Below are 16041 nucleotides of genomic sequence, written 5' to 3'. Positions count from 1 at the left end.
GACACTCAGCCTGCCTCTATCCGATATCCGCGTCAACACCCTGGCAAAGTGTGGACACCTTGAATCCGTGTCGGCTACGGTCCCCCGCATGGAGACGATGTGGAACTTCGCCGGCGCCCGGGCGCTGGTAGCCGGCGCCGGCGGTATCGGCGGCGCCGTGGCCCGGGCGCTGGCACATGCCGGGGCCGACGTGATCGCCCTGGACCGGGACCCCGTCCGCCTGGACGAACTGGCCGGCACCGCCACTGCCGGACGGGTCCGCGGGCACACCGCCGACCTCACCTCCGCGAGCGCCTGCCGGGAGGCCGTCGCCGGCGCCGCGGAGCTGCTCGGCGGCCGGATCGAGGTGTTCGTGCACGCCGTCGGCATGAACGACCGCCACCCGGTGCTGGAGACCCCGGACGAGCTGTGGGACAAGATCACCGCGGTCAACCTCGGCAGCGCGTTCTGGCTCGGGCGGGCGGTGGGCGCCCTCATGGTGCCCGCCGGGCACGGCCGGATCGTCTACCTGTCGTCCGTGTCGGGCCTGCTCGCCCACCGCGACCACGCGCCCTACGCGGCCACCAAGGGCGGCGTCAACCAGCTGATGCGGGTGATGGCCCGCGAGTGGGCGCCGCACGGCGTCACCGTCAACGCCGTCGCCCCCGGCTACACCGAGACCGGCCTCACCCGCGCCTACCTGGCCCGGCCGGGCGTGCGCGCGTCCATGGAGGCGCTGGTCCCGGCCGGCCGCCTCGGCACACCGGAGGACCTGGTCGGCCCCACCCTCTTCCTCGCCTCGGACGCGTCCGCCTTCGTCACCGGCCAGGTGCTCTACGCGGACGGCGGCCGCACTCTCGTCTGACCCGCACGGCCCAGGCACGACCCGAACCGCAGCCCGCAGCACAGCCCGCAGCACAGAAACGGAGTTCCCATGACCGTGTTCCAGCGATTCACCGGAAAGACGGTGCTCGTCACCGGGGCCGGCACCGGCTTCGGCGCCGAGATCGCGGTGCGCGCCGCCCAGGAGGGCGCCGACGTCGCCGTCCACTACCGCAGTTCCCGCGCCGGCGCCGAGGCGACCGCGGAGCGCGTCACGGCCCTGGGCCGCAAGGCGTTCGTGGTCCGCGCCGACATCGCCGAGCACGACCAGATCAAGCACCTGGCCGACGAGGTGTGGAGCCGCTTCGGCCGGCTCGACGTCGCGGTCAACAACGTCGGCGACGTGGCGCGCGAGCAGATGTCCTGGCGCGACGTCACCGAGGAGTCCGTCGACCACGTCCTGGCCGTCGACGTGAAGGGCACACTGCTGTGCACGCACGAGTTCGGCGCGCGGATGCTGGAGCAGGACGGCGGCGGCGCCATCGTCAACATCGGCTCCACCGTGGTGGCCCGCGGCAGCGCCCGCGCGCCCCAGTACGCCGCCGCCAAGTACGGCATCATCGGCCTCACCAAGTCCTACGCCCACGCGCTGGCCCCCGCGGTGCGCGTGAACGTCTTCGCCCCGGGGTTCATCGAGACCGAGGCCACGCTGGGCCGCGAGGACTGGCAGAGCGGGCGAGGCGACCAGCTGCGGAAGATGACGCCCATGGGCCGTATCCCGGGGCCGGCCGAACTGGCCGGCGCCGCGCTGTTCCTGGCCACGCAGGACGCCCACCACATCACCGGCGGGTTCCTGGTCGCCGACGGCGGCTACAACATGATCGGCGCCTGACCGCTACCGGCCGGCGCTACGCGCGGTCCAGCAGCTCGATCAGGTTGCCGAACGGGTCGGCCACGAACGCCATCCGCGCACCGGGGCGCGGCGAGGCGCACGGCGGCATGCTCTGCGCGGCGCCAGCCGCCACCAGCCGGGCGAACTCCGCGTCCACGTCCGGGACGCACAGGCAGATGTGCCCGTAGCCGTGGGTGCCGGCCGCCTCCAGTGCGGTGGGCGCGACGGTGCCCGGGATCGCGGAGGGGCGGTGCAGCAACTCGATGCGGTAGCCGCTGGGGTGCAGCAGCATCACCCCGCTCAGGTCGGTGCCCGGGACCGCGAACGGCGGGGCGGTGCTGAGGCCGAGCGTCGCGCAATACCAGGCGGTGGCCGCCGCCAGGTCCGGCACCGAGACGCCCACGTGGTCGAAGCGCGTCGTCATCCGCCGAGCACCGCCCGGGTGCCCCGGCGCTTCGCGGGCCCCGCGCCCCCGGCCTGCTCTCCTGGGGCCGGGTGCTGGGCCGCGCGGATCAAGGTCAGGACGCGGCTGCGCAGTTCGGTGAAGCGGGCGTCGGCGCGGGTGGTGATCTGGTCGCGTTCGGCGCCGAGGCCGACGGTGAGGTTGTCCACGACCGTGGTGGGGCTGCCGCCGAGGACGACGACGCGGTCGCCGAGGTAGACGGCCTCGTCGATGTCGTGGGTGACCACGACGACGGTGATGCCGAGCCGTGCGCGCAGCGACAGCGTCAGGTCCTCCAGGTCGAAGCGGGACTGCGCGTCGACCGACCCGAACGGCTCGTCCATCAGCAGCACCGGCGCGTTGTAGGCCAGGCCGCGGGCGATGGCCACCCGCTGCTGCATACCGCCCGACAGCTGCCACGGGTACTTGTCGCCGACGCCGTCCAGGCCGACGGCGGCCAGGCACTCCTCGGCACGCTCGGTCCGCTCCGCCTTGCGCACCCCGGTCCCCTGGAGCGGGAACGCCACGTTCTCCCGCACCCGCATCCAGGGCATCAGGGAGCCGCGGTAGTCCTGGAAGACCACCGCGATGTCGGCGAGCGGCCGGGTGACCTGCTCGTCGCCGTAGCGCACGGTGCCGGAGGTGGGGCGGGCCAGGCCGGACAGGCAGCGCAGCAGGGTGGTCTTGCCCGCTCCGGAGGGTCCGACCACGCAGACGAACTCGCCCGGGTCGACCCGCAGCGACAGGCCCTCGATCACCCGGTGCTCGTCCGCGCCGTGGCCGAACGACTTGCAGACGTCCTCGACGATCAGGCTGTATCCACGTGTGTTCACGGTGTGACCTCGTTCCGGGGCTGGGGCGTGGCCCGCCGGGTGCGGGGCGGGCGCTGGTGGTACCAGCCGAGCAGCGCGTACTCGGCCGCGAGGAGCAACACGCTCAGGCCGTACCCGAGGATGCCGATGAGTACGGTGCCGGCCCAGGTCTCGGGCACGGCGAAGTCCGAACCGGACTGCAGGATGAAGTGGCCCAGGCCCACCGGCGAGCCGTAGATCTCGCTGACGACCATGAGGACCACCGCGATCGACAGCGCCACGCGGACCCCGGCGAAGATCTGCGGCAGCGCCCCGGGCAGCACCACCTTCAGCAGGCGCAGTCGCAGCGGCACCCGGTAGCTGCGGGCGGTCTCGTGGACGGCCGGGTTGACGGACTGCACGCCGCTGACGGTGTTGAGCAGGATCGGCCACAGCGAGCCGAGGGCGATCAGGAAGATCTTGGGGCCCGAGCCGATGCCGAGGGTGAGGATGATGACGGGGACGAACGCCACCGTCGGGGTGGCGCGGGCGAAGTCGAGCAGCGGGCCGACCGCCTGCCGCAGCAGCGGCACCTCGCCGATGAGCAGTCCGGCGCCGACGCCGACCGCGGTGGCGGCGAGCAGGCCCAGCACGATGTTCTTCAGGGAGTACAGCAGGTCGCCCGCCAGGCCCTCGTGGACGAGCTGCCGCCACAGGGTGGCCAGGACCTCGGTGGCCGGCGGGAAGTAGAAGCTGGTGCTGCCGGCGGTGGCCAGCAGCAGCACGGCGAGCACCACGACGGGCAGCCACAGCTGCCGCAGCGCGGAGGTCCAGAAGGCCCGCGGGCCCTTGCGGTTCAGGGACATGGTCGGTCCGCCCCCTTCAGTCGGTCTGCGCCGGCGGGCGCCAGCGCAGCAGCCGTCGCTCGGCGAACTGGGACAGCAGGGTGATCGCGTAGCCGATCGCGCCCGCGGTGAGGATGTAGGCGTACGCCCGGGCGGACGCCCCGCCCTGCTGTGCCTGCACCACCTCGTGGCCGATGCCGGGCAGCGTGGTGAGCACCTCGACGCCGATCGCCACGAGCACCGACGTGGTGGCCGCCAGTCGTATCCCGGTCATGATCGAGGGCGTGGCGCTGGGCAGGATCACCCGCCAGAAGCGCAGGAGGCGCGGTATCCGGTAGCTGTGCACGGTCTCCGCGATCATCGGGGTGACCGACCGGGCGCCGTACTGGGCCTGGAGGAAGACCGGGAAGACGCAGGCGAGGAAGACCACGGTGGACTTCATCGTCGGTGTGGACCCCTGGACCAGCAGGAACACCGGCAGCAGTGCGATCACGGGGAACGAGCGCAGCACGTCCACCAGCAGCCGCGAGGACTGCTCGGCGGCGGCGTACGTGCCGGTCGCGAGCCCCAGCGGCACCCCGACGACGCCGGCGACGACGAATCCGGTCACGGCGCCGCGCAGCGTGTCACCCACCGCCTGCCAGTACGCGCCGCTGCCGAACAGGCCCGGGAACGCCCTGCCCACCGACACCGGGCCGGGCAGCGCGGTGGCGCTGACGGCGCCGGACGCGGCGGCGCCGGCCCACACCAGCAGCACGGCGGCGAACGCGGCCAGCCGCAGCAGGAGCAGTCCGCGGCCGTGCACCCGCCCGGGGGCGGCCCTGCGGGCCGGGCGGGTGCGGGTCGGGGGCGGGCGGCGGCCGGTGGTGGAAGTAGCCATGGTTGTCACCTCTTCCGTCCGGTCAGCTGCCGCTGACGGTCGGGGCCTTGTCCCAGTAGATGGCGTCGTCCTGGGGTGTCGCGCTGAGCAGGCCGTACGCGTGCATCTTGGTGATGACGGTGCGCATGACGGACGTGTTGATGTTCTTGTCGTAGTAGGAGACCGGTGCCTTGTCGATGTAGTCCGCCGACAGCTGCGTGTACTTCTTGTCCACGGCCCGCACGGCTTCGGGGTGCGCGTCGGCGTAGGTGATGGCCTTGGCGATCGCGGCGGTGAACTTCTGGGCGGTGGCGGCGTTGGCGGACAGGTACTTCTTGCTGGAGAAGAGGACGCCCTGGGCGATGCCGGGCAGGTCGTTCATGCCGTTGCCGATGGAGCGCAGCCCGGCCTGCTTGCCGGCCGAGTAGAAGGCGCCGAAGGAGTAGACGGCGTCGGTCTTGCCGCTGGTGGCGGCGTCGGTGAGGGAACTGGTCGGCAGCGCGACGTACTTGACCTTGGTCGGGTCGCCGCCCTCCTTCTCGATCAGGTACTCCACGATGAACTGGATGGTGCCGCCCAGCGCGGTCAGCCCGACGGTCTTGCCCTCCAGGTCGGCGAAGGACTTGATGGCGCTGTTGTCCTTCACCAGCAGCCCGTCGGTGGGCTCGGTCCTGGTGGTGGCGGACTCCAGGCCGGTGGCGATCCGGATCGGCATGTTCTTGGCGGCGCCCTTGAGGAACCCGGAGCAGTCCGTCATCGCGAACTGCGCCTCGCCGTTGAGGACGGAGGGCGCGTTCTGGGAGGTGTCCTGCGCGCCGGCCTTGATGGTGACGTCGAGTCCGGCGGCGGTGAAGTAGCCCTGCTGCTGGGCGATGTACAGCGGTTCGAACAGGGCGCTGTTGGAGCGGAGCACGGTGATCTCGGCCTTGCCGTCGCTGGACGCGGAGGAGGAGTTCGAGCCGCAGGCGGCGACCGGGGCGGCGACGGCGAGGATCACCAGGGCGACGGGGGTACGGCGCAGCGTGGTTCTGGTGTGCTTCGGCATGAGGGGTTGTGCTCCTTTGCACGGTGTCTGCGGCTCGGGATGCCTGATGTGGTGGCGCGGGGACGGCGGACCGATCAGCGGCGGGATCGGCGGGCGGAGCGATCAGCGGCGGGCGGCGGCGTAGGCGGTGGTGGACTCGGCGGGGGCCATGTAGCTGCGGAAGAGCCCGTCGGGGTCGTAGGCGGCGCGGACCGCCTCCAGGCGTTCGGCGTTCTCGGCGCTCAGGCCCAGGTCGTAGCGGTCGGCGAGGTTGTTGTCGGAGAACTGCAGGCCCTTGGAGAGGTGCTGCACCGCGGCCAGCGAGCCGTGCGCCCAGTTCTCGCGGGCGAGGTCCTGGTCCGGGTCGCGCCAGCCCGCGTTGGGCGAGAGGTACGCGGCGGCCTGGGTGGACCAGCAGGCGTCGTCGCGCGTCGGGTAGTGGCCCCAGAGCATCCACAGCACGAAGCTGTTGCCGTCCGGGATGGTGTCGAGGACCGGCGCCGCGGCGGTGAGGATCTCCTCGGCCGGGCCCTCGGCCCACACCCCGTCCACGGCCCAGCGCAGCCCGGCCGGGTTGAGCCGGTCGGCGACGTCGTACAGCTCGTCCATGGTGGTCTGCTGGCCGACCACCGCGCGCACGGCCCGGTCCCGGAAGGGCGCCTGCTCCAGTACGGCGAGCGCTTCCGCGCCGTGCTCGGGGGTGCAGAAGGCGGTGGCGGTCAGCGAGACGGTGTGGGTGTCCAGGCCGGGGGTGAAGCCGACCTTGGCGGAGAACTCGACGTTCGTCGGCAGCGCGGGGAGGGTGTCGTAGGACCAGGCCAGCACCTCGTCGCGCAGGTCGACCGGGTAGCTGTGCACCGTCCGCACGATCGCCTCGGGGCGGGGGTGGGCGGTGAGGTGGAAGCGGGTGACGATGCCGAAGAAGCCGGGGCCGGAGCCCCGCGCGGCCCACAGCAGGTCGGGGTGGGTCGCGTCGGTGGCGTGCACGAGGGTGCCGTCGGCGAGGACGACGTCGATCGCGCGGATGCTCAGGCAGGCGGGGCCCAGATGCCGGGAGTTCCAGCCGTAGCCGCCGCCGAGGATGAACCCTCCGATGCCGACGGTCGGGGCGTGGCCGGTGGGGAAGAACAGCCCGTGTCCGGCGAGGGCCTGCTGGAGGGCCGGGCCCTTGGCGGACGGTCCGACGGCCACCGTGCGGGCCCCGGGGTCGACGGTGATCTCCTGGAGCCGGGAGAGGTCGATGAGCAGGCCGCCGTCGCGCACCCCGTTGCCGACCCAGCTGTGTCCGCCGGAGCGGACCGAGACCCGTTGGCCCTCCGCGCGGGCCTGGCGTACGGCGGCCGCGACCTGCTGCCCGTTCTCGGCCAGGACGATGGCGTCGGGGTAGCGGTCGGGCTTGCGGGCGTTCCACACCGCGTCGAGGCGGGCCTGCTCGTAGTCCGCGTCACCGCGGCGGATCACACGGGCGCGCATACTCTGGGCAGGGAGCTGATCGGATGGCCTGGACAACTGCGGCTCCTTGGGTGGTGCGGACTGAGGTGACGTTACTGTCGACAGAAATTGAAGGTCAAGGGTCCGTATGACCTCAATTTCGGCATTCTGTCGACACTATTCGAGCGCGGGCAGCGCCGGGAAGTCGAACAGCTCCGCCGGGTTGTCGACCATCAGCCGGCGCAGCAGGGCGGGTTCGGGGGCGATCTCGGCCAGCAGGTCGACCAGCAGGCCGTCGTCGGGGGCGGCGCCGTCGATGTTCACGTGCGGGTAGTCGGTGCCCCACACGACCCGCTCGGGCGCCTGCGCCACCAGGGACGCGGCGAGGCCGACCGCGTCGGCGTAGGGCGGTCCCTGCCGGGAGACCCGGTCCACGCCGCTGACCTTCAGCCAGACACTCCCGGAGTCCAGCAGACGGCGCAGGGCCCGCAGCGCCGGGCTGTGCGGGCCGTCGGCGAGGTCGACCCGCGCCAGGTGGTCGACCACCACCGGGCCGGGCAGTGCGCGGATGAGGGACTCGTAGTCGGCGACCTCGCTGCCGGTGACGTGGAGTTCCACGCTCCAGCCCAGGCCGTCGACGCGCTCCAGCACGGAGTCGATCTCCTCGCGGGTGGGCGCGGCCCGCAGGTGCGGCAGGAAGTTGAGCCGGAAGCCGCGCACCCCCGCCCGGTGCAGCTCCTCGATCTGCGCTCTGGTGGTCGTCTCGCCGACCAGCGCGACCCCCCGCATCCGGCCGCCGGCCGCGGCCAGCGCGTCCAACAGCGTGCGGTGGTCGGAGCCGTTGCAGGAGGACTGCACGACCACGGCCCGGCTCAGGCCCAGGTGCGCGTGGAGGGCGGCCACCTGCTCCTTGGGGGCGTCGACCGGGGTGAAGGTGCGCTCGGGCGCGTAGGGGAAGACTGCGGCCGGGCCGAGGATGTGGCAGTGCGCGTCGCAGGCGCCGGGCGGCAGCGGCAGGGCGGGCCGGCGGGGCGCGGGGTGCGGCGGCGGACAGCCGGGCGAGGGCCGGGCGGCGGCGGGGTGGAGGACGGGCTCAGTCACAGCGGGCCGTCATTCCGCCGTCGACGACGATCTCGGTGCCGGTGACGAAGCGCGCCTCGTCCGACGCCAGGAACAGCGCCGCGTACGCCGTGTCCCGGCCGTCGCCCATGAACCCCAGCGGGATGCGCGCCTGCCGCTGAGCGAGCAGCTTCGCCACGTCGCCGCCCGCCCGCTGGCCGGCCAGCCGCGCCTCGACCATCGGGGTGTGCAGCTGGCCGGGCACCACGGTGTTGACCCGGATGCCGTCGGGCGCGTACTGGACGGCGGTGACCCGGGAGAGCTGGATGACCGCGGCCTTGGCCGCCGCGTAGCCGACCTGTGCGGCCCCGGTCCAGCGCAGCCCGGACGCCGAGGCGGTGTTGACGATAACTCCCCCGCCGCCGCGGCGCATCACCGGCACCACCTCCTTGCAGGCGAGGAAGGCGCTGGTGAGGTTGGTCCGCAGCTGGTCCTCCCAGTCCGCCAGGGGCAGTTCGGCCACTCCCCCGGCCCGGGAGCCGCCGACGTTGTTGACCAGGACGTCGATCCGGCCGGCGGCCTGCGCGACGTGCGCGAAACAGGCCCGTACGGCGTCCGGTTCGGTGACGTCCAGCAGGCGGGTGTGCGCGGTACCGCCCTCCTCCCGGACCTGCCGGGCGGTGACCTCAAGGGACTCCTCGTCCCGGTCGGTCAGGTACACGGTGGCGCCCTCGCGGGCGAAGATCACGGCGGTGGCGCGCCCGTTGCCCCAGCCGGGGCCGACACTGCCGGCACCGCTGATGACGGCGGTCCGCCCGGCCAGGCGGCCGGGCCGCGCAGGGGGCTCATCGTGGGTCACGGTTGGTCTCCCTCGGTTCGGGTGGTGCGTGCCGACTGCCGGAGAGTTTCACTTAGTGTCGACAGAAAGTAAACACCGTTCGGAATATTTGCACTTAGACCCGCCCTCCTCTGAGCGTCGACGTCTCTAGTGTCGACAGAGAACGGGTGGTGATGGTTCAATGACGGTGCAGGAAACCGCCCGCGCAGACAGCCGCCCGGAGGGCCCATGGACAAGCCGGCCGTGTTCACCGACGAGGAGATCGCCCGTTTCCGTGCCGAGTTGGCCGGAAAACGCGTCCCCGGCGCCCATGCGCCCGGGCGCTGGTCGGTGAGCCCGCTCAACCGCCGCCCGGACGTGCGCGGGCCGATGCCGCCGTCGGTGCGGCTGCGCGACGCCACCCTGCGGTCGGTGGAGACACTGCCCGGCGTCGTCGCCTCCACCGCGGCCAAGGAGGCGTACCTGCGGCAACTCGTCGGCGCGGGCGTCCGCGAGGTCGTCACCGCGGGGCTGGCCGGCCGGGACGACAAGGCACTGCGCACCGAGGTCGAGGTCATCAAGGGCGAGAACGCCGACTGCCGCGCCCTACTGCCGCTGCTGCGCACCACCGAGGACATCGACCGGGCCGCCGACGCCGGCTACGACGGCGTGCAGATCTGGGTGCAGGGCCTGGGCGAGGCGTCGCTCATCTACCAGCCGCTCGTCTACCAGCAGGCGTGGCGCGGGCAGGACTGGCGCACCGCGGGCCCGGCCCGCAGCCGCGCCGAGGTGCTGGCCCGCGCCGTCCCGCTGATCCGCCACGCCCGCGACCGCGGCCTGCACGTGGTCGTGCCGATGCTGATGGTCTCCTACCTGACCGAGGAGGTGCTCCAGGAGTCGGTCGCCGTGCTCACGGAAGCCGGCGCCGCCGAACTCACGCTCTTCGACGGCCCGGGCGCGCTGAGCCCCGAGGCGTACGGCCACCTCGTCGCCCGCACCAAGGAGGCGGCCCCCGGCGTCGAGGTCGGCCTGCACCCGCACAACACCTTCGGGCTGGCGGTCGGTTGTGCGGTCGCCGCGGTCAAAGCCGGCGCGGACGTCGTCGAGCTGTCCGTCAACGGCTACTGCGGCGGCCCCGGCAACGCCGACCTGGCCGCCACCGCCATGGCGTTCGAGACCCTGTACGGGGTGGACACCGGCATCGAGACCCGGCAGCTGACCGGACTCGCGCGCGCCGGCGAGGAGCTGACCGGCTACCGCGTCGCCTGGAACCACCCGGTGACCGGCACCAGCGCCTTCTGCTGGGGCGGCCTGGACATCATCACCCAGGAGACGGCCGTCGACCCGCTGCTGCACAACTGCCTGGAGCCCACCCTCGTCGGCAACACCCGCGTGGTGCCCTTCACCCCCGACAGCGGGCCCTACACCCTCGCCGACAAGCTCGCCGCACTGGGTGTCGACACCACACCCGCCCTGGTGGACGAGGTACTGCGGCGGGCCCGCGCCGCCATGGCGCGCGAGGGCCGGCTGCTGACCGACGCCGACCTCGCCGCGCTGGCCCGCGAGGCCGCGGACGAGGCGGGCCCGCAGCGATGACCGCCGCCCCCGTCCACGGCGGCCGGCTGCCCCGCCCCACCCCGGACCGCCTCTCCCCCGAACAGCGCGCCCTGTACGACGAGATCACCGGCGGTCCGCGCGCCGACGGCCCCCAGCTCTTCGCCCTCACCGACACCGACGGCCGCCTCAACGGGCCGTTCAACGCCCTGCTGGCCAGCCCCCGGCTGGGCGGCGCCGTCCAAGCCCTCGGCGCGGCGATCCGCTTCGCCGCCTCCCTTCCGCCCCGGGTGCGCGAGACCGCGATCCTGGTCGTGGCCGCCGTCTGGGACAGCGACTTCGAGCGGTACGCCCACGAGGCGGTCGGCCGGGCCGCCGGACTGACCGGGGACGAACTGCGCGCGCTGCGCGAGGAGGGCGACCCGGGCTTCGCCGACCCCTTCGAACGCGCCGCCTGGCAGGCCGCCCGCACCCTGGCCGCACCCCCGCGGCCGCTGGACGACGCCTGGTACGCCGCCGCCCGCGCCGCCCTCGGCGAACGGGCCCTGTTCGAACTGTCCACCCTGGTCGGCTACTACGCCCTGCTGGCCCTCCAACTACGCCTCTTCGCCGTCCCCGCGCCGAGCGCGCCCGTCCCGGACAGGGAGCCCGCACCGTGAACAAGGTCTGCGCCGACGCCGCCGCGGCGGTCCACGACATCACCGACGGCTCGTCCCTGGCGGTCGGCGGCTTCGGTCTCAGCGGCGTGCCGAACGTGGTGATCGACGCGCTGTACGACCAGGGCGCCACCGGGCTGTCGGTCGTCTCCAACAACTGCGGCGTCGACGGAGCCGGGCTCGGCGTCCTGCTCGCCGCCCACCGCATCGCCCGGGTCACCGGCTCCTACGTCGGTGAGAACAAGGAGTTCGCCCGGCAGTACCTCGCCGGGGAACTGGAAGTCGAACTCGTGCCGCAGGGCACCCTCGCCGAGCGGCTGAGGGCCGGCGGCTGCGGCATTGCAGCGTTCTACACCCCGGCGGGCGTGGGCACGCAGGTCGCCGACGGCGGGCTGCCCTGGCGCTACGGCCCGGACGGTGCCGTCGCGCTCGCCTCGCCGGTCAAGGAGCGCCGGACCTTCGGCGACCGCACCTGCGTCCTGGAGCACGGCATCACCACCGACTTCGCGCTGGTCCGGGCCTGGCGCGGGGACCGCGACGGCAACCTGGTCTTCCGGCAGGCGGCCGCCAACTTCAATCCGCCGGCCGCGATGGCCGGCCGGATCACCGTCGCGGAGGTCGAGGAGCTGGTCGAGCCGGGCGAGTTGGCCCCCGGACAGGTGCACCTGCCCGGCGTGTTCGTGCAGCGGGTCGTCGCCCTCACCCGCGAGCAGGCGGCCGCCAAGACGATCGAGAAGAGGACGGTACGACGCTGATGGCCTGGACCCGCGACGAGATGGCGGCCCGCGCGGCCGCGGAACTGGCCGACGGCTCCTACGTCAACCTCGGCATCGGCCTGCCCACCACGATCCCCGGCCACCTGCCGCCGGGCGTGCGCGTCACCCTCCACTCCGAGAACGGCATCCTCGGCACCGGCCCCTACCCGCGCGAGCACGAGGTCGACCCGGACCTGATCAACGCCGGCAAGGAGACCGTCACCGCGCTGCCCGGCGCCTCCTTCTTCGACTCGGCGCTCTCCTTCGGCATGATCCGCGGCGGCCACATCGACACCGCGGTGCTCGGCGCCATGCAGGTCTCCGCCGGCGGCGACCTCGCCAACTGGGCCGTCCCCGGCAGGCTGGTCAAGGGCATGGGCGGCGCCATGGACCTGGTGCACGGCGCCCGGCGGGTGATCGTGCTCATGCAGCACACCGCGAAGGACGGCGGCCCCAAGCTCCTCGACCACTGCACCCTGCCGCTGACCGGCCGGGCGTGCGTGCACCGCGTCATCACCGACCTCGGTGTCCTGGACGTCACACCGGACGGTTTCGCCCTGGTCGAGACGGCCCCGGGCGTCAGCGCGGCGGAGGTCGCCGCCCGCACCGCCGCCCCGCTGCACGGCGCCCCGGCGGACCGTGTCCCCGCCGGTGACCGAGACGGCGTCAGCCGCTGGGGCGCTGGGGCGGGGTGCCGCCCCAGCGCCGGCGCGGCTACTCCCGCAGGTACGTTTCGCTGAAGCTGGTGCCGCTGGAGCCGAGCGCGCTGGTCCGGGCCTCGTACGCGCCGTTCGACGGGTCGAGCGCGGTCGGGCCGTAGGAGCCGAGGGAGTTCCCGTTGACGGTGGCCGAGGTGAAGTTGAGGGTGCCGAAGTTCGGGTAGGCCCCGGTCGGCGACTCGATGATGACCTCGGCGCTGGCCCGTTGGGAGGAGAGGGACTTGTTCGTGCTGTAGGTCCAGCCGCGCGTGGAGTCGGTCAGCTTCAGGGCGTACGTGCTGCCGCTGGTGTTGGTCACCGAGGCGGTGATGTGGTCCCCGGCCGAGACCGGGTACGAAGTGCGGCTGAGGTAGACCGGGTTGGCGGGGTACATCTCGTACCAGGCTTGGTGAACGGGGCTGCCGCTGGAGCAGTCGGTCTCCACGCCTGTCTGCTCCACGGTGGACGAGCCGTACCCGTCGATGCCGACCCAGGGGGCGTAGAGGTCGTTGGTGGAGTTGCAGGTCGCGTTCGCTTCGGTCCAGGCGGCCGACACCGAGGTGAAGCCGCTGCCGGTGGCGGCGTATCCGCCCCAGTTGTAGCCGTTGATGTTGTAGTGCAAGGGGCGGAAGGACAGTCCCGGTGCGGCCGCCGCCGCGGTGGCCGGCGCGGCCGGAGCGGCAAAGGCCGCCGCAGCCGCGAGGGTGGCGACGCCTATCAGGAATCTGCGCATGCTGGCTCCTTCGTGGGGGGTGCAGGATGCTCAAACCGCCGGCCTTTGGTCGTGCGCGGGACGTGGCGCGGCAATTCAGAATCTTCGACGGTCATGGACCTGTCAATACGGTCTCTGTGTGACGCCGCCATCCCCGGCAGCTCGGCGGGCGCGGCGAACGGCGAACGGCGTTGTCGTACCCCCGAGGTAGCGCCGAGGCGGGCGAAGTCGCCGACGCCGGCAGCGCGAAGTGCCGGTAGGGCGACTGCCAGTGCGGCACCGAGGACCATGGGGAGCACGCCCCTTGCCCGGCTCGTCGGCCTGCCCGAGCCTTGCCCCGCAGCTACCTCCAGCTACGCCCGCGCGCAGCTCCGCGAACGCGTAGGCGTCCATGTCGAACGTGGTCGGGAGGAGGTCGCCTCGCAGATGAGGCGGGTGGCCTCGATCCCGTCCATGCCGGGCATGCGCAGGTCCATCGGGACCACGTCGGGGCGTTGCCTGCGGGCGCGGCCTCGACCGCATTCACGGCCGTCGGCGGCCTCGGCCACGACGCGGATGCCGGTCGCGGCGCCCAGGTCGCCGTCGAACATCGCGACGCGTTCCCGCATGCCGGTGAGGCCGCTGCCGGCCGGCGAAGAGGGCGGCGGCGCGCCGTCGTCGGTGATGCGGAAGCCCACCGCGTCGGCAGGCCGCCCGGACGCGGACGCGGCCCGGACGGTGCGACCGGGGTCGCAGTGGCGCGTAGTACCGCGGTACGACCCGGGGGGCGCGGATCGGTCCGCGGTACCACCGGATCAGGGGGTTCGGGCTTCTAGCGTTGTCGGTGAGGCGTCCAGAGCGGCCGGCGGGCGCCGGCTCCGAACAGGAAGAGACGCGCATGATCGACGCACAGCAGTTGACCAAGAGGTACGGCGAGAAGACGGCCGTGGGCGGGCTGGACTTCGCCGTGCGGCCGGGTACGGTGACCGGTTTCCTCGGGCCCAACGGCGCGGGAAAGTCCACGACCATGCGCATGATCGTCGGGCTCGACGCACCGACGGCCGGCTCCGTGACGGTGAACGGGAAGCAGTACGCCCGTCACGAGGCGCCGCTCCAGGAGGTGGGGGCGCTGCTGGAGGCGAAGTCCATCCACCCGGGCCGCTCGGCCTACAACCACCTGCTGGCGCTCGCCCTGACGCACGGGATTCCCCGCCGCCGGGTCGACGAGGTCATCGAGATGGCGGGGCTCGGCAGCGCGGCGAGGAACCGGGCCGGTGCCTTCTCCCTCGGGATGGGGCAGCGGCTCGGCATCGCGGCGGCGCTGCTGGGTGATCCGCAGACGGTGATGCTGGACGAACCGGTCAACGGGCTCGACCCGGAGGGCGTCCTGTGGATCCGCAACCTGCTGAAGGGCCTCGCCGCCGAGGGCCGGACCGTGTTCGTGTCGTCGCATCTGATGAGCGAGATGGCCCTGGTCGCGGACCACCTGATCATCGTGGGGCGCGGGCGCCTGCTGGCCGACACCACCGTGGCGGACCTCGTGCGCGACGCCGGCGGGGACACGGTGCAGGTGGCCACCCCGGAGCCGGCGCGGCTGCGGGAGGTCCTGGCCGGGCCCGGGGTCGACATCACCGGCCGGGCCGGCTCCGAGGAACTGCGGGTGACGGGGGCGAGTGCCCGCGAGATCGGCCTGAAGGCGGCCGAGCACGGGATCGCGCTGTTCGAACTGACGGCACGGACGGTGTCGCTGGAGGAGGCGTTCATGAACCTGACCCGGGATGCCGTGGAGTACCACGGCACCACGACCGTCGACACCCTTGCCACCGTCGGGAGGCCCGCATGAGCACGCTCACCACGACCGTCGAGGCGCCCGCCTCGGTTCCGGCCCGCCCCGCCTACCGGGTGACCGGGCGTCGCGTGCTCGCCTCGGAGTGGGCCAAACTCTGGTCCCTGCGTTCCACCTGGATCACCCTGGGCCTCGGCCTTCTCTTCCTCGTCGCCTTCGGGCTCATCGCCGCGGAGCACTACAAGTCCGGCGTCGGCTCCCCGCACCAGGACAAGGACTTCGCCACCGCGACGGCCGTGAGCCTGTCCCTCTTCGGCACCAACTTCGCCCAGCTGGCCCTCGGTGTGCTCGGGGTCCTGGTCACCGCGGGTGAGTACTCCACCGGGATGATCCGCTCGACGCTCGCGGCCGTGCCCCGCCGCCTGCCCGTGCTGTGGTCCAAGGCGGCCGTGTTCGGACTGGTCGCCCTGGTGGTCGCCACCCTCGGCGCGTTCGTCGCCTTCGGGTTCGGCAGCGGCATCGTCTCCGGCACCCCCGCCGCCATGGGCTTCACGCACACCGGGGTCCTCCGCAGCCTGCTGGGCGCCGGCCTCTACCTCGGGCTGGTCGGCGTGATCGGGACCGCGCTGGGCGCGCTGCTGCGCTCGGTGGCCGGCGGCATCTCGGTCCTGGTGGCCTCCCTGATGCTGGTCCCGGGGCTGATCTCCCTCCTGCCCAGCTCCTGGCAGGACAACATCAGCCCCTACCTCCCGAGCAACGCGGGCGAGTCGATGTTCGCATTGACCCACGACGCGACCGCCCTGTCACCGGGCGCCGGGTTGCTGGTCTTCCTCGGCTGGACGGCGCTCGCGCTCGCGGGGGCGGCGTACCGGCTGGTGCGCAGCGACGTCTGACCACCTGCACCATGGGCAGGTGACGACCTTGACCACCACCACGGACA

18 protein-coding genes are annotated in these 16041 nt (G+C 72.9%); 8 read left to right on the top strand and 10 right to left on the bottom strand.

Going from position 1 to position 16041, the window contains the following annotated elements; translation table 11 throughout:
• Window positions 1-88: 88 nt before the first annotated feature.
• On the top strand, window positions 89-844 hold the full coding sequence (locus AC3EVP_RS18140) for an SDR family NAD(P)-dependent oxidoreductase (protein ID WP_435131082.1): 756 nt from the start codon (window positions 89-91) through the stop codon (window positions 842-844).
• A 69-nt stretch (window positions 845-913) separates the two neighbouring features.
• Window positions 914-1693: an SDR family NAD(P)-dependent oxidoreductase gene (locus AC3EVP_RS18135; protein WP_435131080.1), complete on the top strand. Its 780-nt coding sequence runs from the start codon at window positions 914-916 to the stop codon at window positions 1691-1693.
• A 16-nt stretch (window positions 1694-1709) separates the two neighbouring features.
• Here the strand turns inward: AC3EVP_RS18135 and AC3EVP_RS18130 are convergent, their stop codons facing one another.
• The 8 genes from AC3EVP_RS18130 to AC3EVP_RS18095 all read right to left on the bottom strand — a co-directional run bounded on the left by AC3EVP_RS18130 (window position 1710) and on the right by AC3EVP_RS18095 (window position 9003).
• Window positions 1710-2117 carry a VOC family protein gene (locus AC3EVP_RS18130; RefSeq protein WP_435131078.1) on the bottom strand — a complete coding sequence of 136 codons (408 nt, stop codon included), beginning with the start codon at window positions 2115-2117 and terminating at the stop codon, window positions 1710-1712.
• Complete coding sequence (locus AC3EVP_RS18125) at window positions 2114-2968, bottom strand: ABC transporter ATP-binding protein (RefSeq protein ID WP_435131076.1); 855 nt, start codon at window positions 2966-2968, stop codon at window positions 2114-2116. The genes AC3EVP_RS18130 and AC3EVP_RS18125 overlap by 4 nt, the downstream gene beginning before the upstream one ends.
• Complete coding sequence (locus tag AC3EVP_RS18120) at window positions 2965-3792, bottom strand: ABC transporter permease (RefSeq protein ID WP_335976783.1); 828 nt, start codon at window positions 3790-3792, stop codon at window positions 2965-2967. Before AC3EVP_RS18120 ends, AC3EVP_RS18125 begins: the two co-directional genes overlap by 4 nt.
• A gap of 16 nt (window positions 3793-3808) precedes the next feature.
• Window positions 3809-4651 (bottom strand): ABC transporter permease, encoded by an 843-nt coding sequence (locus AC3EVP_RS18115; protein WP_335976785.1) that lies wholly within the window; start codon window positions 4649-4651, stop codon window positions 3809-3811.
• Between the two features lie 22 nt (window positions 4652-4673).
• Window positions 4674-5675: an ABC transporter substrate-binding protein gene (locus AC3EVP_RS18110; protein ID WP_335976787.1), complete on the bottom strand. Its 1002-nt coding sequence runs from the start codon at window positions 5673-5675 to the stop codon at window positions 4674-4676.
• Between the two features lie 102 nt (window positions 5676-5777).
• Window positions 5778-7115 carry an FAD-binding oxidoreductase gene (locus tag AC3EVP_RS18105; RefSeq protein ID WP_435131073.1) on the bottom strand — a complete coding sequence of 446 codons (1338 nt, stop codon included), beginning with the start codon at window positions 7113-7115 and terminating at the stop codon, window positions 5778-5780.
• A gap of 147 nt (window positions 7116-7262) precedes the next feature.
• Window positions 7263-8186, bottom strand: coding sequence for an amidohydrolase family protein (locus tag AC3EVP_RS18100; protein WP_435131072.1), 924 nt, complete (start codon window positions 8184-8186; stop codon window positions 7263-7265).
• Window positions 8179-9003: an SDR family NAD(P)-dependent oxidoreductase gene (locus AC3EVP_RS18095; RefSeq protein ID WP_435131070.1), complete on the bottom strand. Its 825-nt coding sequence runs from the start codon at window positions 9001-9003 to the stop codon at window positions 8179-8181. The genes AC3EVP_RS18100 and AC3EVP_RS18095 overlap by 8 nt, the downstream gene beginning before the upstream one ends.
• Before the next feature lie 207 nt (window positions 9004-9210).
• Here AC3EVP_RS18095 and AC3EVP_RS18090 point away from each other — a divergent pair, with 207 nt between their 5' ends.
• Genes AC3EVP_RS18090 through AC3EVP_RS18075 form a run of 4 tightly spaced genes read left to right on the top strand, consistent with a single transcriptional unit; the run spans window position 9211 to window position 12666 of the window.
• Window positions 9211-10557 carry a hypothetical protein gene (locus AC3EVP_RS18090; RefSeq protein ID WP_435131068.1) on the top strand — a complete coding sequence of 449 codons (1347 nt, stop codon included), beginning with the start codon at window positions 9211-9213 and terminating at the stop codon, window positions 10555-10557.
• Window positions 10554-11174, top strand: coding sequence for a carboxymuconolactone decarboxylase family protein (locus tag AC3EVP_RS18085; protein WP_435131066.1), 621 nt, complete (start codon window positions 10554-10556; stop codon window positions 11172-11174). The genes AC3EVP_RS18090 and AC3EVP_RS18085 overlap by 4 nt, the downstream gene beginning before the upstream one ends.
• Window positions 11171-11926 carry a CoA transferase subunit A gene (locus AC3EVP_RS18080; RefSeq protein ID WP_435131065.1) on the top strand — a complete coding sequence of 252 codons (756 nt, stop codon included), beginning with the start codon at window positions 11171-11173 and terminating at the stop codon, window positions 11924-11926. Before AC3EVP_RS18085 ends, AC3EVP_RS18080 begins: the two co-directional genes overlap by 4 nt.
• Window positions 11926-12666: a 3-oxoacid CoA-transferase subunit B gene (locus AC3EVP_RS18075; RefSeq protein WP_435131064.1), complete on the top strand. Its 741-nt coding sequence runs from the start codon at window positions 11926-11928 to the stop codon at window positions 12664-12666. Before AC3EVP_RS18080 ends, AC3EVP_RS18075 begins: the two co-directional genes overlap by 1 nt.
• Here AC3EVP_RS18075 and AC3EVP_RS18070 read toward each other — a convergent pair.
• Window positions 12641-13357 (bottom strand): G1 family glutamic endopeptidase, encoded by a 717-nt coding sequence (locus tag AC3EVP_RS18070; protein WP_335976807.1) that lies wholly within the window; start codon window positions 13355-13357, stop codon window positions 12641-12643. The genes AC3EVP_RS18075 and AC3EVP_RS18070 overlap by 26 nt on opposite strands.
• Window positions 13358-13689: 332 nt before the next feature.
• On the bottom strand, window positions 13690-14013 hold the full coding sequence (locus tag AC3EVP_RS18065; RefSeq protein ID WP_435131063.1) for a response regulator: 324 nt from the start codon (window positions 14011-14013) through the stop codon (window positions 13690-13692).
• A 200-nt stretch (window positions 14014-14213) separates the two neighbouring features.
• Between AC3EVP_RS18065 and AC3EVP_RS18060 the strand changes: the two genes are divergently transcribed.
• Window positions 14214-15158, top strand: a complete 945-nt coding sequence (locus tag AC3EVP_RS18060) for an ATP-binding cassette domain-containing protein (RefSeq protein WP_435131061.1) — start codon at window positions 14214-14216, stop codon at window positions 15156-15158.
• The gene (locus AC3EVP_RS18055) at window positions 15155-15994 is read left to right on the top strand and encodes an ABC transporter permease (protein ID WP_435131060.1); all 840 of its coding nucleotides are present in this window, start codon (window positions 15155-15157) and stop codon (window positions 15992-15994) included. The genes AC3EVP_RS18060 and AC3EVP_RS18055 overlap by 4 nt, the downstream gene beginning before the upstream one ends.
• Window positions 15995-16041: the final 47 nt, after the last annotated feature.

The organism is Actinacidiphila sp. bgisy144 (assembly GCF_057708105.1).
Note: the sequence above shows the minus strand (reverse complement) of the source record. Positions and strands in the feature narration are given on the sequence as shown.

Bases quoted from the DNA above. Each gene is read 5' to 3' on its own strand.
- AC3EVP_RS18140 (WP_435131082.1), top strand. From the start codon at position 89: ATGGAGACGATGTGGAACTTCGCCGGCGCCCGGGCGCTGGTAGCCGGC.
- AC3EVP_RS18135 (WP_435131080.1), top strand. From the start codon at position 914: ATGACCGTGTTCCAGCGATTCACCGGAAAGACGGTGCTCGTCACCGGG.
- AC3EVP_RS18130 (WP_435131078.1), bottom strand. From the start codon at position 2,117: ATGACGACGCGCTTCGACCACGTGGGCGTCTCGGTGCCGGACCTGGCG.
- AC3EVP_RS18120 (WP_335976783.1), bottom strand. From the start codon at position 3,792: ATGTCCCTGAACCGCAAGGGCCCGCGGGCCTTCTGGACCTCCGCGCTG.
- AC3EVP_RS18115 (WP_335976785.1), bottom strand. From the start codon at position 4,651: ATGGCTACTTCCACCACCGGCCGCCGCCCGCCCCCGACCCGCACCCGC.
- AC3EVP_RS18110 (WP_335976787.1), bottom strand. From the start codon at position 5,675: ATGCCGAAGCACACCAGAACCACGCTGCGCCGTACCCCCGTCGCCCTG.
- AC3EVP_RS18090 (WP_435131068.1), top strand. From the start codon at position 9,211: ATGGACAAGCCGGCCGTGTTCACCGACGAGGAGATCGCCCGTTTCCGT.
- AC3EVP_RS18085 (WP_435131066.1), top strand. From the start codon at position 10,554: ATGACCGCCGCCCCCGTCCACGGCGGCCGGCTGCCCCGCCCCACCCCG.
- AC3EVP_RS18075 (WP_435131064.1), top strand. From the start codon at position 11,926: ATGGCCTGGACCCGCGACGAGATGGCGGCCCGCGCGGCCGCGGAACTG.
- AC3EVP_RS18070 (WP_335976807.1), bottom strand. From the start codon at position 13,357: ATGCGCAGATTCCTGATAGGCGTCGCCACCCTCGCGGCTGCGGCGGCC.
- AC3EVP_RS18060 (WP_435131061.1), top strand. From the start codon at position 14,214: ATGATCGACGCACAGCAGTTGACCAAGAGGTACGGCGAGAAGACGGCC.
- AC3EVP_RS18055 (WP_435131060.1), top strand. From the start codon at position 15,155: ATGAGCACGCTCACCACGACCGTCGAGGCGCCCGCCTCGGTTCCGGCC.